The 13,064-nt window shown below is 59.8% G+C and carries 17 protein-coding genes; 6 read left to right on the forward strand and 11 right to left on the reverse strand.

Annotated elements, in window-relative coordinates; translation table 11 throughout:
• Positions 1–27 precede the first annotated feature (27 nt).
• The 8 genes from modC to K1567_RS02770 form a co-directional block, all read right to left on the reverse strand.
• Complete coding sequence (gene modC, locus K1567_RS02735) at positions 28–1,107, reverse strand: molybdenum ABC transporter ATP-binding protein (RefSeq protein ID WP_047882170.1); 1,080 nt, start codon at positions 1,105–1,107, stop codon at positions 28–30.
• A gap of 5 nt (positions 1,108–1,112) precedes the next feature.
• Positions 1,113–1,793: a molybdate ABC transporter permease subunit gene (gene modB / locus K1567_RS02740; RefSeq protein WP_034098015.1), complete on the reverse strand. Its 681-nt coding sequence runs from the start codon at positions 1,791–1,793 to the stop codon at positions 1,113–1,115.
• Positions 1,794–2,546: a molybdate ABC transporter substrate-binding protein gene (modA, locus tag K1567_RS02745; RefSeq protein ID WP_034113791.1), complete on the reverse strand. Its 753-nt coding sequence runs from the start codon at positions 2,544–2,546 to the stop codon at positions 1,794–1,796.
• 98 nt (positions 2,547–2,644) lie between these two features.
• Positions 2,645–3,703 carry a nitronate monooxygenase family protein gene (locus tag K1567_RS02750; protein ID WP_220698099.1) on the reverse strand — a complete coding sequence of 353 codons (1,059 nt, stop codon included), beginning with the start codon at positions 3,701–3,703 and terminating at the stop codon, positions 2,645–2,647.
• 109 nt (positions 3,704–3,812) lie between these two features.
• Positions 3,813–4,865, reverse strand: a complete 1,053-nt coding sequence (ada, locus tag K1567_RS02755) for a bifunctional DNA-binding transcriptional regulator/O6-methylguanine-DNA methyltransferase Ada (protein WP_220698100.1) — start codon at positions 4,863–4,865, stop codon at positions 3,813–3,815.
• Positions 4,866–4,940: 75 nt separating this feature from the next.
• Positions 4,941–5,606 carry a DNA oxidative demethylase AlkB gene (gene alkB, locus K1567_RS02760; RefSeq protein ID WP_169867780.1) on the reverse strand — a complete coding sequence of 222 codons (666 nt, stop codon included), beginning with the start codon at positions 5,604–5,606 and terminating at the stop codon, positions 4,941–4,943.
• Positions 5,607–5,610: 4 nt separating this feature from the next.
• Complete coding sequence (locus K1567_RS02765; RefSeq protein WP_098100993.1) at positions 5,611–5,778, reverse strand: hypothetical protein; 168 nt, start codon at positions 5,776–5,778, stop codon at positions 5,611–5,613.
• Between the two features lie 24 nt (positions 5,779–5,802).
• Positions 5,803–6,105, reverse strand: a complete 303-nt coding sequence (locus tag K1567_RS02770) for a DUF1883 domain-containing protein (protein ID WP_003191319.1) — start codon at positions 6,103–6,105, stop codon at positions 5,803–5,805.
• 213 nt (positions 6,106–6,318) lie between these two features.
• Here K1567_RS02770 and K1567_RS02775 point away from each other — a divergent pair, with 213 nt between their 5' ends.
• The 4 genes from K1567_RS02775 to K1567_RS02790 all read left to right on the forward strand — a co-directional run bounded on the left by K1567_RS02775 (position 6,319) and on the right by K1567_RS02790 (position 8,719).
• Complete coding sequence (locus K1567_RS02775) at positions 6,319–6,669, forward strand: hypothetical protein (protein WP_034098008.1); 351 nt, start codon at positions 6,319–6,321, stop codon at positions 6,667–6,669.
• A 175-nt stretch (positions 6,670–6,844) separates the two neighbouring features.
• Positions 6,845–7,492, forward strand: coding sequence for a c-type cytochrome (locus K1567_RS02780; RefSeq protein WP_220698101.1), 648 nt, complete (start codon positions 6,845–6,847; stop codon positions 7,490–7,492).
• Positions 7,489–8,412, forward strand: coding sequence for a c-type cytochrome (locus K1567_RS02785; RefSeq protein ID WP_047882172.1), 924 nt, complete (start codon positions 7,489–7,491; stop codon positions 8,410–8,412). Before K1567_RS02780 ends, K1567_RS02785 begins: the two co-directional genes overlap by 4 nt.
• A gap of 76 nt (positions 8,413–8,488) precedes the next feature.
• Positions 8,489–8,719, forward strand: a complete 231-nt coding sequence (locus K1567_RS02790) for a hypothetical protein (protein WP_034098003.1) — start codon at positions 8,489–8,491, stop codon at positions 8,717–8,719.
• Between the two features lie 10 nt (positions 8,720–8,729).
• Here the strand turns inward: K1567_RS02790 and K1567_RS02795 are convergent, their stop codons facing one another.
• A complete protein-coding gene (locus K1567_RS02795; RefSeq protein WP_034098001.1) occupies positions 8,730–9,011 on the reverse strand; it encodes a hypothetical protein in 282 nt (93 codons plus the stop codon).
• A gap of 143 nt (positions 9,012–9,154) precedes the next feature.
• Complete coding sequence (locus K1567_RS02800) at positions 9,155–9,340, reverse strand: hypothetical protein (protein ID WP_016969599.1); 186 nt, start codon at positions 9,338–9,340, stop codon at positions 9,155–9,157.
• Positions 9,341–9,648: 308 nt separating this feature from the next.
• Here K1567_RS02800 and galU point away from each other — a divergent pair, with 308 nt between their 5' ends.
• Entirely contained in the window at positions 9,649–10,488 is an 840-nt protein-coding gene (gene galU / locus K1567_RS02805) for a UTP--glucose-1-phosphate uridylyltransferase GalU (protein ID WP_003173830.1), read from the forward strand.
• Positions 10,489–10,593: 105 nt separating this feature from the next.
• On the forward strand, positions 10,594–11,952 hold the full coding sequence (gene gorA / locus K1567_RS02810) for a glutathione-disulfide reductase (RefSeq protein ID WP_220698102.1): 1,359 nt from the start codon (positions 10,594–10,596) through the stop codon (positions 11,950–11,952).
• Here the strand turns inward: gorA and K1567_RS02815 are convergent, their stop codons facing one another.
• On the reverse strand, positions 11,953–12,960 hold the full coding sequence (locus tag K1567_RS02815; RefSeq protein ID WP_040268400.1) for a DNA-binding protein: 1,008 nt from the start codon (positions 12,958–12,960) through the stop codon (positions 11,953–11,955).
• Positions 12,961–13,064 lie beyond the last annotated feature (104 nt).

The following is a 13,064-nucleotide window of genomic DNA, read 5'->3' on the forward strand; positions in this document are numbered from 1 at the left end:
CTGTGTGCGGTCGTGCCAAAAGGTTTGCTAGGCCAGCACCGCCACGGCCTTGATCTGCGCCCACAGAGGCTGGCCGGGATGCAATTGCAACTGATCGCGGGAAAACCGTGTGATGCGCGCCAGTAACGGTGTACCACCGGCGTCCAGGCGCACCAGTACATGGGCGCTATTGTCCGCGGCGATTTCCTCGGTGACGGTCACCGGCAAACGGTTGAGGATGCTGCTGTGTTCTTCGGCCTGCGGGCTGAGGCTCACGTCACGAGCCTGCACCTTGACCCGCAGGGCCTGGCCGATGCCCAGCGGTGCGTGGGCCACGCGCATGGTCGAGGCACTGCCCGGCAACTGCAACGTGAGTAATTGGTAGTGCGCATCGTAGGCAGTGACCACGCCGTCGATCACCACACCGGCTTCGTCGCCACGCGCCAGGGGCAGGTCCAGGCGCGCCAGCGTGTCGCCGATGGGACCGCTGGCCAAGGCCTTGCCGTCGCTGAGCAGCACGATGTGATCGGCCAGGCGCGCCACCTCATCCTGGGCATGGCTGACGTACAGCACCGGGATGTCTAACTCGTCGTGCAGGCGTTCCAGGTACGGCAGGATTTCGCTTTTGCGCTGGCTGTCGAGGGCGGCCAGGGGCTCATCCATCAGCAGTAAGCGCGGGCTGGTAAGCAATGCGCGGGCGATGCCGATGCGCTGGCGCTCGCCGCCGGACAGGTGCTGCGGGTGACGTTCGAGCAAGTGGCCGATGCCCAGCAGTTCGGTGGCCTGAGTGATGTCCACCCGCCGTTGCGCGCGCGGTGTGCGCTTGAGTCCGAAGGCCAGGTTGGCGCGCACCGACAAATGCGCAAACAGGCTCGCTTCCTGGAACACATACCCCAACGGGCGCTGGTGCGGTGGTACGAATAGGCCGCTGCGGCTGTCTTGCCAGACCTCATCGTTGATCCGCACAAAGCCGTCGCCGGCCCGCTCCAACCCGGCGATGCAGCGCAGGCAAGTGGTCTTGCCCGAGCCGGAATGCCCGTACAGCGCAGTGACGCCGCGCCCGGGCAGGTGCAGGTCCACATCGAGAGCAAAGCCGGAGTACGACAGTCGCAGGCGTATTTCCATCATCGATATCAGTTCCAGCCCATGTTGGTTTTACGGCTGGAGTAGAGCGCCAGCAACACAAAGAACGCGAACACCACCATGGCGCCGGCCAGCCAATGGGCCTGGGCGTATTCCATGGCTTCGACATGGTCGTAGATCTGCACCGACACCACGCGCGTCTTGTCCGGAATATTGCCGCCGATCATCAGCACCACACCGAATTCACCCACGGTGTGGGCAAAGCCCAGAATGGATGCGGTGACAAACCCCGGCCGCGCCAGGGGCAGGATGACGCTGAAGAACGTGTCCCACGGCCCGGCGCGCAGTGTCGCAGCGACTTCCAAAGGCCGCGTGCCGATGGCCGAAAAAGCGTTTTGCAACGGCTGCACCACAAACGGCATGGAATAGATCACCGAGCCAATCACCAGCCCGGCGAAGCTGAATGTCAGGGTGCCCAGCCCCAGCCACTGGGTGAACTGACCGAAGTAACCGTTGGGCCCCATGCTCAGTAGCAGGTAAAAGCCGATCACCGTCGGTGGCAGCACCAGGGGCAGGGCGACGATCGCCCCCACCGGCCCGCGCCACCAGGAGCGCGTACGTGACAGCCACAGGGCAATTGGAGTGCCGATGACCAGCAGGATCACGGTGGTCAGTGACGCCAGTTTGATGGTCAACCAGATCGCGGAAAAATCGGCACTCGATAGGGGCATTTACAGCTCGTAACCGTAGGATTTGATAACGGCAGCGGCTTTCGGCCCTTTGAGGTATTCGACCAGCGCTTTGGCAGCGGCGCTGTCTTTGCCTTTGTTGAGGATCACCGCGTCCTGTTTGATCGGGTCATGCAAGGCCGCGGGGACGATCCACGCCGAACCGCTGGTGACTTTGCCGTCTTTATAGATCTGCGACAAGGCCACAAAGCCCAGCTCGGCGTTGCCAGTGGAAACGAACTGATAGGCCTGGGTGATGTTCTGGCCTTCGACGAGCTTGTCCTTGACCTGTTCGCTCAAGCCCTGTTTGGCCAAAACCTGGGTGGCGGCCAGACCATAGGGCGCCGCTTTGGGGTTGGCGATGGACAAGTGCTTGAACTGATTGCGTTTTAACACCTCACCGTTGGCATCGACATAGCCAGCTTGAGGCGACCACAGCGCCAAGGTGCCCACGGCGTAGGTGAAGCGCGAGCCTTTGACTGTATCGCCTTCGTTTTCGAGTTTCTGTGGGGTGCTGTCGTCGGCGCTGAGGAACACTTCAAAGGGCGCGCCGTTCTTGATCTGGGTGTAGAACTGGCCGGTGGCGCCGTAGGACGCGACCAGTTTATGGCCGGTGTCCTGTTCGAAGCTGGCGGCTAGCGCCTGGATCGGTGCGGTGAAATTGGCCGCCACCGCCACCTGGACTTCATCGGCGTGGGCCGAGCCGAACACGAGGGCGGTAGCCAGGACGGCCAGGCGTGAGGCATGAATCAGCATGAAGCAGCTCCTTGGAATGCACGGCGTGGTTAATCGCTATGTACGGGACTATATAGCGGTTAGCCACTGCCGGTACAGTGCAACGTTGCCGCAACGGATTACGTGAGTTTGGCCAGCGCCTGCTCGGCCAATTGACGCGTCAGTTCATAGGTGCCGATGTCACGGCCCAGACGCAAGGCCTGGCCTGACCACAGGTTGCTGAAGCCGCCTTCATCCTTGGCTTTGAGCGGCATCAACGCGCCACCGGCGCGGGGAAATGCCGGCGCTGCGGGATTCATCGCGCCCAATTCGCGCATGACTCGATTGACGATGCCTCGCGCCGGGCGGCCGGTGAACAGGTTGGTCAAGGCGGTTTCACTGGCCTGGGCGTGGCGCAACCCATAGTGATGGGCCGCGCTCACATTGGCTTCGGGGGTAAACAGGTACGCCGTGCCGACCTGCACCGCCGAGGCGCCCAGGGCGAACGCTGCGACGATGCCCCGCGCGTCGCCGATACCGCCCGCGGCGATCACCGGCACGCTGACGGCGTCGACGATCTGCGGCACCAGCGCCATCAGGCCTATCTGAGTGTTGAGGTCATCGCTAAGGAACATGCCCCGGTGACCTCCAGCCTCGATGCCCATGGCGATGATTGCATCGCAACCGTGGGCCTCTAGCCAGCGGGCTTCTTCCACCGTGGTGGCCGACGACAGCACTTTGGCCCCCGTGGCTTTGACCCGATCTAACAAAGCTTTTTCCGGCAGCCCGAAGTGGAAACTGACGACCTCGGGGCGGAACGCCTCTACCACCTGACACGCCTCGTCGTTGAACGGCGCACGGTTGGACACCGGCGTCGGCGCCTCGAAATCGGCGCCCAGTTCGCAGTAGAACGGTTGCAGCAGGGCTTTCCAGCGTTGGTCGCGAGCCTCGTCCGGCGCAGGCGGCTGATGGCAGAAGAAGTTCACGTTAATCGGCCGGTTGCTGGCCGCACGGATGACGCTGAGGCTTTCACGCAGCTGCTCGATACTCAGCGCGGCGGCGGGCAACGAGCCCAACGCGCCTGCCTGGTTGGCGGCAATCACCATGGCGGGCGTGGTGCCGACGGCCATGGGCGCCTGGATAATGGGTACCTCGATGCCGAGCAAGTCGAGAATCCGTGTGTCAGGCCAGGTGCTCATGGATGGGGCTCCAGCGAAGGTCAGTGGTTTCGCTGTTTTTAGCAGGGCGTATGCCACGCGGCCAGTCTGTTTTATTCACTGGACGCTGTGGACGTTTCGTGCAGGGCTATCAGCTTTTGCTGTTACGTTCGCGCTCAAGCAATGCCTGCTTGCGTGCAACGCCCCAGCGGTAGCCGGACAGCTCGCCATCGCTGCGCACCACCCGATGGCAAGGGATTGCCACTGCAAGGCTGTTAGCGCCGCACGCCTGGGCCACGGCACGAAACGACTTGGGTGCGCCGATGCGCTGGGCGATCTGCGCATAACTGGCGGTGCTGCCCACTGGGATATCCCGCAAGGCTTGCCACACACGCTCCTGAAACGCGGTGCCACGCAGGTCCAACGGCAAATCCAGGCCTAGCGCGGGCGCCTCGACAAAGCCGACGACCTGGGCCACCAACCTTTCGAACGTCGCATCGGCGCCCACCAGTTCGGCCTTGGGGAATTGGTCTTGCAGGTCGCGCAACAGTTGTTCGGGGTCGTCACCCAGCAGGATCGCACAGACGCCTCGACTGCTCTGCGCCACCAAAATCGCCCCCAGCGAGCACTGCCCGACGGCGAACCAAATAGCGTTGTGAGCGCCGCCGGCCTTGTAGTCGCTGGGTTTCATGCCAAGCAGCTGATTGGCCGCTTCATAAAAACGACTGTTGGAATTAAAACCGGCGTCGTACAGCGCAGCCGTCACGGAATGCTGGCCCTTGAGCCCGTCGCGCACTTTGCGGGAACGATGGGCATTGGCGTAGCCCTTGGGCGTCAGACCCGTCACGGCCTTGAAAACGCGATGGAAATGGAACGGGCTCAGACCGGCTCGGTCAGCGAGGGTATTCAAGCTCGGCGCAGTGGCCGCGTGCTCGATATGCCGGCATGCGTCGGCCACCAATTGGGCATGGTGGGCGGCCAGTTGGGTCTGGTCGCCGCTCGCGCGTTTGCTGGGGCGATAGCCGGCGGCTTCGGCCTGCGCCGGGGTGTCGAAAAACTCAATATTCTCCGGGCGCGGCAGCCGCGAAGCGCTGCTGGGGCGGCAATAGACACCGGTGGTCTTAACGCCATACACAAACGACCCGTCGGCGTTGCTGTCGCGGGCCACAATGGCGGCCCAGCGGGGATCTTGTTCGATAGTCATGCTTGGCACTCTTGACGGCTCCCGGGCAGATTAACCGCGCCGAGACCGCCTGGCACTCCGAAGCTTGCGGTCAAATCAACCGGCGGTGCGTAGCGTCAGGTTGATGCGTTGCGGGCCCATCACCGGATGCACCCCTTCTTTGATCGGCATCACCCCATGAAAACGCAGGCGGTCCACACCGCCCCAGACCACCACGTCGCCATGGAACAGCGAGACTTTCTGCGGTTTGTCTGCACGGGCATGGCCACCGAACAGGAAGATCGCCGGCAGGCCCAGGGATATTGACACCACGGGCGCTGCGTAATCGCGCTCGTTTTTGTCCTGGTGCAGCGACATCTTGGCCCGGGCCACGTAGCGGTTGATCAGGCAGGCGTCGGGGGCGAAGGCGGCGAAACCGGCCTCGGCCGCCGCCTCTACAGCCAATGAGCGCAAGGCTTCGGGCAAGGCGGGCCAAGGCTGTTGGGTGCGCGGGTCGAAGGGGGTGTAGCGATAGCCGGTGGTGTCGGTGGTCCAGCCCAGGTCACCACAACTGCTCAAGGCTGCCGACATGGTAAAGCCACCGGGGGTAACCATTTGGCGAAACGGTGCTTGCGCCAACACGCGGCGCAGTTCCGGTAGAAGACGATCAATCCAAGGCAGGGCATAGCCTCTTAGCACGTAGGACTGTTCGCCGATCTGCTCACGCCCTGCGGGTTGCTGCAAGGCGTGGTCGGCGAACAGGTCCGCAGTGGGGCCGGGCATGGGCTTAGAGTGCCTTGCTCACAGTGATGTCGGTAATTTCATCACTGGATTCATGAATTTTCGCCAAGGCTTGCTTGGCTTCTTCCAAGTCGTTGCTGTGCAGGTGGGCAAACTCGAAACGGCGCTCGCCGTTGAGCTTGTACTTGATCACGTATTTGGTGGTGGCAGTCACGGTTATTTCCTGTGGAAGGGCGGATCAGCTCAGCTTGGAGCTGGTACGACGCACGATACGAATCTTGTGGGACAGCGCAGGTTTGCGGGTCACGCTGATGGCGCGGCGGGTGACCACATCCAGGGTGATGTTCCAGAAACCGGTGCTCGGCGCGGTGATCTTCGCAGGGAATTTATCGAACGCACCGCCATGGTAAGTGTGGCGGCCGCCGTTTTTGAAGCTGCGAAAGTTCGCGTCGCTCATCAGACGGATATTGCAGGTTTGCGAGCATTCGATGACGACAATATCTCCCTCGTTGAGGTGCTCGCGCTGGTGGATAAATTTCATGGGAGTGTCTCCAGAAGGACTTTTTCTGAAAAATCAGAATGATACGTAGGTTAAGATGGAGTTTATCAGCCCCAGCGCGTTTATTATCGGCCCGTCTTCAACGGCGTCGACAATTTAAAACAGTTATTTACCGTGTGATCAGGGATAAATCCTACGTGTCCGGGAGAAATTTACCATCCCCGCTGTCGTAGGGTCTTTATCGGAGGTTTTTATATGAAGTGGAGTGTGTTGGTTCTGGCCTTGGCGTTGGGTGGATGTGCTTCGGTTGCAGACATCAAGCAGACCCCGCCAACGTTGGCAGTGATTTCCGGTAAGAAGCCGCAGGAATACGCCGCATGTGTTGTGCAGAAACTCTCCACTACCCGTCGGCCACCGCAGATCGAGCCGCACAAGGAAGGCGTCAGGGTGATCGTGCCGCAGAAGTTCTCGGCCGACCCATCGGCGATTTTTGAAATCGAGGAACGCTCCAGCGGCAGCAGCATCAAGCTCTACGAGAGCATGTCGAATGTGCCGATTCGTCCGGGCGATGTGAAAAAAGCCGGTGAGGACTGCATCTCCGGCTGATCCTTTTTGAGCCTCATCATCAGACTTCGAATCCGATAAAAGCCTGGCCCTGCCGCTGCAGTGTCAGGCTTTTTTATTCTCGGCGTTAATATTGTGGAAGCAGGGCCATTGCCCTACGCTTTGTAAGGTTTATGCCGTAAGGGCATCAACTCATAACAATAAAAACGGAGTCGTGATGAAAGCTCTGCAACGAGTGCTGATAAGTAGCGCGCTGCTTTTGCTGATGGATAACGCCCAGGCGTTGGATGGTAAGAAAATTTTTATGGAAGGCGGTGCGCAGCCGGGCGCCATGCCCTGTGTGGCTTGCCATGGTGCGGATGGTTCAGGCATGGCGGCGGCTGGTTTCCCCCGGTTGGCGGGCCTGCCAGCGGCCTATGTACGCAAGCAGCTGGAAGATTTCAAAAGCGGTAGCCGCAGCAACCCGGTGATGCGCCCGCTGGCAATTGCCCTGACACAGGCGGAGCTGGACGCACTGAGCCAAGCCATCGCCGCGATGCCGGCGCCAGCACCGGCTGCGCTGCACCGCAGCGAAATGCCGACCACAGCCGCGCAGCAACTTGCCTGGCAAGGCGCGTGGGAGCGGCAGATTCCTGCGTGCGTCAGTTGTCACGGTCCGGCCGGCAGCGGCATCGGTGACGCGTTCCCGCCACTGGCCGGCCAGCCTGCGGCTTATCTGGCTGCGCAGTTGAGCGCCTGGCAGAACGGCACTCGCCGCAACGATGCCAATGATCTGATGGGGCACATCGCCAAGTCACTGACCGCCGAGGAAGTCCAGGGTGTCGCTCAGTACTTCGCGTCATTGAACGTGGAGGCTAAGCCATGAAGGCGCATCTGATCACTCCCGCTGTCGGGCTGTTGATGGTCCTGCCAAGCCATGCCGCAACCATCGCCATGGAAGACCAATCCCAGTTAGTGCCCCATTCGGTCGAATCGCCAGCCAGCGTGTTCCAGCCACCGGCGGAAAAAGACTTGCCCGACAATGCCTATGGCAAGTTGGTCAGGCAGGGATATGCCTTGTTCGTCGACACCAAGCGTCTGGCCCCGCAGTTTGTCGGCAACGGCCTCAATTGCAGCAATTGCCATCTCAACCAGGGCCGCCTGGCCAACTCGGCGCCGTTGTGGGCGGCCTATCCGATGTATCCGGCTTATAGAAAGAAGAACGACAAGGTCAACACCTACGCGGAGCGGTTGCAGGGCTGTTTCCAATTCAGCATGAACGGCGGCACCCCGCCGGCCGCCGACAGCCCGGAAATCACCGCTTTATCGGTGTACTCCTATTGGCTGGCCAGTAAGGCGCCGCTGGGCGTCGAGCTGCCGGGGCGCGGGTACCCAGAGGTGGCGCAACCGGCAGACGGTTACAGCTTGGCTCGGGGCGCACAGGTCTATGGAGAGCAGTGTGCGGTGTGTCATGGGCCGCAAGGCCAAGGGCAAAAGGTAGGCGACGACTACGCGATGCCACCGCTATGGGGTAAGGATTCCTACAATTGGGGCGCGGGCATGCACCGCATCAATACGGCCGCATCGTTTATCAAACACAATATGCCACTGGGTAAAGGCGGCAGTTTGAGCGACCAGCAAGCCTGGGATGTGGCGGCCTACGTCAACAGCCACGAACGGCCGCAGGATCCGCGCCTGGTGGACGGCTCGGTGGAGAAGACCCGACTGAAGTTCCACGCCAACGACGGCGTCAATTTGTATGGCCAATCCGTAGAGGGCGTGCTGATCGGGCAGGGCATCCGTTAGACTGTCGACCATTCAATGCAAAAATGCCGTGCGAGCCCGGGTTCGCGCGGTATTTGTCTTTTTCTGGAAGCCAGTTATGAAACGTGAAGATGTCAGAGCCCGCCATGCCGAGGGTCAGATCTCGGCCACCCATGTCATCCAGAATCCTGCCGACCTCGGCGAGTGGATCGTTTTCTTCAAAAAAAGCGGTGGACGCAGTTTCTTCCTGGTGGACGATCAGGACGAGGTGGAGTCGTTCCAGCGCCTGGACGATCTGATCGAGACCATTCGCGGACTGGGCATCAAGTTCGCCGACATTCAGCTGTAAGCGCCGACGCTTATTTGCACACCACGACGACGCTGCGGCTTTTGTAGTTGCCAACGTCCTGGCCCAGGGTTTTCTCGCTTTCCTTGAGCGACGGCGTGCCTTCGGTGCCGACAATACGGTAGCCGGTGCCTGCACATGAAGCGTCGGCCTTTTCGTAACAGCTGGCCCAGGAATTGGCTTCGCCGGAACAGTCAATGGTCAGGCCTTGTTCGCCGTTTTTCAGGTAGACGTCCGAGGTGGTGGTGCAGCCGGCGAGTGCCAGTGCCGCAGTAAGTGCCAGAATCTTGTTCATAGGTGTTCGTCATCAAGGGTGTAGGAGGGGAGCGCTGACACTGTCGTGGGGCGTTTGGCGAAGATTATAGCGAACTGCCATCTGCGTACAGACAAACACAAAAAAGCCCCATTCTCAGGGGCTTCATAGGTGAAGGCTGACGCTTACTTGCCTTTCGGGCGCTTGCTCGAAGCGTGGCCGGCCTCATCCACGAACACTTCGGCCACTGCGATCGCCTCACGTTCGGTGGCGAAGGTGCCAGCGACGCTGTCGCCGTGGAAGTTGATCAAATGCCAGCCGTCCGCGCGCTGGGTAATCAGGTAGCCGTTCACACCTTTGGGTTCTGACATCTATTAACAATCTCGTGGTCTGGTTCAAGGCCGCAATGATAGCGCCAAATGTCAGGGTTCAGGGCAAGTTAATCCAGGTCAATGTTCCAGCGCGCCAGCGTGATAAAAAGGCTTCAGCAGATTGAAACAATAAGCGGTGGGTATTTTTGCCGAAGTAACGGCAGTGCTGTTTGTAAGATAAGTGGAACTTACGCTGAGATTTTTTCTCTATGATGACATCGCAACGCCAGCAGGACCCATTGTAAGGTGGCTGCGGCCTGATTAGACTGCGCCGAATTCCGTACGCATAGCCCTTTGTAAGGACCCATATGATCAAGAAATGCTTGTTCCCAGCAGCCGGTTACGGCACTCGCTTCTTGCCAGCGACCAAGGCCATGCCCAAAGAGATGCTGCCGGTGGTGAACAAGCCACTGATTCAGTACGGTGTGGAAGAAGCTCTGGATGCCGGTCTGAATGAAATCTCCATTGTGACCGGTCGCGGTAAGCGCGCCCTGGAAGACCACTTCGACATCAGCTACGAGCTGGAAAATCAGATCAAGGGCACCGACAAGGAAAAATACCTGGTCGGCATCCGTAAGCTGCTGGACGAGTGCTCGTTCTCCTACACCCGCCAGACGCAAATGAAAGGCCTCGGCCACGCGATTCTGACCGGCCGTCCGCTGATCGGTGACGAACCGTTCGCCGTGGTACTGGCGGACGACCTGTGCGTAAACCTGGAAGGCGACGGCGTACTGACCCAGATGGTCAAGCTGTACCAGAAATACCGCTGCACCATCGTTGCCGTGATGGAAGTGAACCCGACCGAAACCAACAAGTACGGCGTGATCGCCGGTGATGATATTGGTGATGGCCTGATCCGCGTACGCGACATGGTCGAGAAACCTGCACCGGAAGATGCTCCATCGAACCTGGCGATCATCGGTCGCTACATCCTGACCCCGGACATCTTCAAGTTGATCGAAGAAACCGAGCCAGGCAAGGGCGGTGAGATCCAAATCACCGACGCTCTGTTGAAGCAAGCTAAAGACGGCTGCGTGATTGCCTACAAGTTCAAGGGCCAGCGTTTCGACTGCGGCGGCGCGGAAGGCTACATCGAAGCCACCAACTTCTGCTACGAGCACTTCTACAAGACTGGCAAGGCGTACTGATTCACGCCTGTTCGCCGGTTTTAAGAGAAAGCCACCTTCGGGTGGCTTTTTCGTTTTTCAGCCCCATGTAAGTCGGTATGCTGGTGTCCTGCCGAGGAGAGTGAAATGGCCTACGATTTTGATCTGTATGTAATTGGCGCCGGTTCCGGCGGTGTTCGCGCGGCGCGTTTTGCCGCAGGGTTTGGCGCCAAGGTTGCCGTAGCGGAAAGCCGCTATCTGGGCGGCACCTGTGTGAACATGGGCTGCGTGCCGAAAAAGCTCTTGGTGTACGGCGCGCATTTTGCCGAAGACTTCGAACAGGCCAGCGGCTTTGGCTGGTCCCTGGGCGAGGCGAATTTCGATTGGGCGACATTGATTGCCAATAAGGATCGCGAGATCAATCGTCTCAATGGCATCTATCGCAACCTGCTGGTCAACAGCGGCGTGACCCTGCACGAAGGGCACGCGCGATTGGTGGATCCGCATCAGGTGGAAATCAATGGTGAGCGCTTTACCGCCAAGCACATCCTGATCGCCACGGGCGGCTGGCCGCAGATTCCGGAGATTCCAGGGCGCGAACATGCCATTGGCTCCAATGAAGCGTTTTTCCTCAAGGAGTTGCCTAAGCGCGTGCTGGTGGTGGGCGGCGGTTATATCGCCGTTGAGTTTGCCGGGATTTTCCATGGCCTGGGCGCTCAGACTAGCCTGCTGTATCGCGGTGATTTGTTCTTGCGCGGCTTTGACGGCTCGGTGCGCAAGCATCTGCAGGAGGAGTTGACTAAACGCGGCTTGGACCTGCAGTTCAACGCCGATATCGAACGCATCGACAAACAAGCCGATGGCAGCCTGAAGGCCACGCTCAAGGATGGCGGTGTGCTGGAAGCGGACTGCGTGTTCTATGCGACCGGTCGGCGTCCGATGCTGGACAACCTGGGCCTGGAAAACACCGGGGTCGCCCTCGACGAGCGTGGCTTTGTGCAGGTCAATGACCAGTATGAAACCACCGAACCTTCAATCCTGGCCATCGGCGATGTGATTGGTCGCGTGCAACTCACTCCGGTTGCCCTGGCTGAAGGCATGGCCGTAGCGCGTCGCCTATTCAAACCCGAGCAGTATCGCCCAGTGGATTACGCGATGATTCCGACAGCGGTGTTCAGCCTGCCGAATATCGGTACTGTAGGTTTGACAGAGGAGGAGGCGAAGAAAAACGGCCATAACGTTCAGATTTTTGAAAGTCGCTTCCGCCCGATGAAACTGACCCTGACCGACTGCCAGGAAAAGACCCTGATGAAGCTCGTGGTAGATGCCGATACCGACAAGGTGTTGGGCTGTCATATGGTCGGCCCGGACGCGGGCGAAATCGTTCAGGGCCTGGCGATCGCGCTCAAGGCGGGCGCGACCAAGCGGCATTTTGACGAAACCATAGGCGTGCATCCTACGGCGGCGGAAGAATTCGTCACCATGCGCACGCCAGTGGCCGACTGATCAGTCGGAGGGCTTGGCCTCTGGCGCCGTTGCAACGACGGCGGCCAGACGCAAGGCTTCGATACTGGCCTGGGCCTTGAGCAGGTCCAGTTCCAGGGCTTTATTGGCTTGCTGGTATTCAGTCAGTGCTGCCTGTCGCGACTGACTGTCCAGCAGCGCCACGCGCAGACGCTCTTGAAGCAAGGTGCGCTCGCCGTCGATACGGTTGAGCTGTTCGCTGAGCTGGCGGCGCTCGGTCTGATCTTTCTGGAATTTTTCCTGCAGTGCCGCCAGCTCTTTCGCTGTGACCCGCTGTTCGATCAGCAGCCGCTCATTATCCCGATGCAACTGAGTGATCTCATCCTGACGCACCATAGCGCTTTGCTGGGCCTGGCGTAGCTCTGCCTGAACTTGTTGCAATTGGCCTTCGTGGCGCCGCTGTTCCTGCTCGCGCTGTTCCTTGATGGCGCTGCGGTAGTGCTCCAGGGCATCCCGTGCATGGGTGTGTTTGTCTTCCAGCGAGCGGATCTGCTCATCTTTGTCGTTGAGGCGCAACTCGTAATCGCTGCACGCCTGGCTGAGTCCGGCATTGCGGGTCTGCTCGGTTTGCAGGCTGGTGCTGGCGGTTTGCAAGGCTGCGCTTTCTTCCGCAAGAGCGGCGGCTTGAATGTCGAATTGCTGCTGAAGCTGCTGATGGGCGTCCTGCAGGGTTTGCAGTTGGGCGTGCAGGGCGGTTTTCTCTTGTTCGAATTGCGCCAAGGCCAGGTCGATCGGCTCCTGAGCCTTGTCTTTGAGGCGCTGGGCCAGCCGCGCGACCAGCTCGCTCAGCTCTTCGTCGATGGGCGCCTCGGTGATGGTGACGCGTGATTCGCTCTCATCCAACTCCTTCAAGTAGCGGTGAATGGTGGTCTTGGAGCCGGTATTGCCCATTTCGATGCGTACTGCATCGATGCTGGGGTGTTCGCCTCTGGCGATGATCGCCAAGCGTGCCGTTTGAACCACTGCTTTATTGATGCCGCCGCGCGCCATGAGGTCTCCGTCGATTTAGTACTGTGGTACGTAATATGTAGTTACGTACTATAACATGGATTATTTCACGTTAAAATTATGGATTTAACAGGTGGGATATTGGC

This window comes from Pseudomonas sp. S5F11, from assembly GCF_019641515.1.
In the GTDB taxonomy this organism is placed as follows: Bacteria; Pseudomonadota; Gammaproteobacteria; order Pseudomonadales; family Pseudomonadaceae; genus Aquipseudomonas; species Aquipseudomonas rhodesiae.

Excerpts from the sequence above, each read along its gene's own strand:
- K1567_RS02815 (WP_040268400.1), bottom strand. The coding sequence starts at position 12,960 with ATGGCGCGCGGCGGCATCAATAAAGCAGTGGTTCAAACGGCACGCTTG.
- K1567_RS02775 (WP_034098008.1), top strand. The coding sequence starts at position 6,319 with ATGAAGTGGAGTGTGTTGGTTCTGGCCTTGGCGTTGGGTGGATGTGCT.
- modB (WP_034098015.1), bottom strand. The coding sequence starts at position 1,793 with ATGCCCCTATCGAGTGCCGATTTTTCCGCGATCTGGTTGACCATCAAA.
- K1567_RS02790 (WP_034098003.1), top strand. The coding sequence starts at position 8,489 with ATGAAACGTGAAGATGTCAGAGCCCGCCATGCCGAGGGTCAGATCTCG.
- K1567_RS02770 (WP_003191319.1), bottom strand. The coding sequence starts at position 6,105 with ATGAAATTTATCCACCAGCGCGAGCACCTCAACGAGGGAGATATTGTC.
- gorA (WP_220698102.1), top strand. The coding sequence starts at position 10,594 with ATGGCCTACGATTTTGATCTGTATGTAATTGGCGCCGGTTCCGGCGGT.
- modA (WP_034113791.1), bottom strand. The coding sequence starts at position 2,546 with ATGCTGATTCATGCCTCACGCCTGGCCGTCCTGGCTACCGCCCTCGTG.
- ada (WP_220698100.1), bottom strand. The coding sequence starts at position 4,865 with ATGACTATCGAACAAGATCCCCGCTGGGCCGCCATTGTGGCCCGCGAC.
- K1567_RS02795 (WP_034098001.1), bottom strand. The coding sequence starts at position 9,011 with ATGAACAAGATTCTGGCACTTACTGCGGCACTGGCACTCGCCGGCTGC.
- modC (WP_047882170.1), bottom strand. The coding sequence starts at position 1,107 with ATGATGGAAATACGCCTGCGACTGTCGTACTCCGGCTTTGCTCTCGAT.
- K1567_RS02750 (WP_220698099.1), bottom strand. The coding sequence starts at position 3,703 with ATGAGCACCTGGCCTGACACACGGATTCTCGACTTGCTCGGCATCGAG.
- galU (WP_003173830.1), top strand. The coding sequence starts at position 9,649 with ATGATCAAGAAATGCTTGTTCCCAGCAGCCGGTTACGGCACTCGCTTC.
- K1567_RS02800 (WP_016969599.1), bottom strand. The coding sequence starts at position 9,340 with ATGTCAGAACCCAAAGGTGTGAACGGCTACCTGATTACCCAGCGCGCG.
- alkB (WP_169867780.1), bottom strand. The coding sequence starts at position 5,606 with ATGCCCGGCCCCACTGCGGACCTGTTCGCCGACCACGCCTTGCAGCAA.
- K1567_RS02780 (WP_220698101.1), top strand. The coding sequence starts at position 6,845 with ATGAAAGCTCTGCAACGAGTGCTGATAAGTAGCGCGCTGCTTTTGCTG.
- K1567_RS02785 (WP_047882172.1), top strand. The coding sequence starts at position 7,489 with ATGAAGGCGCATCTGATCACTCCCGCTGTCGGGCTGTTGATGGTCCTG.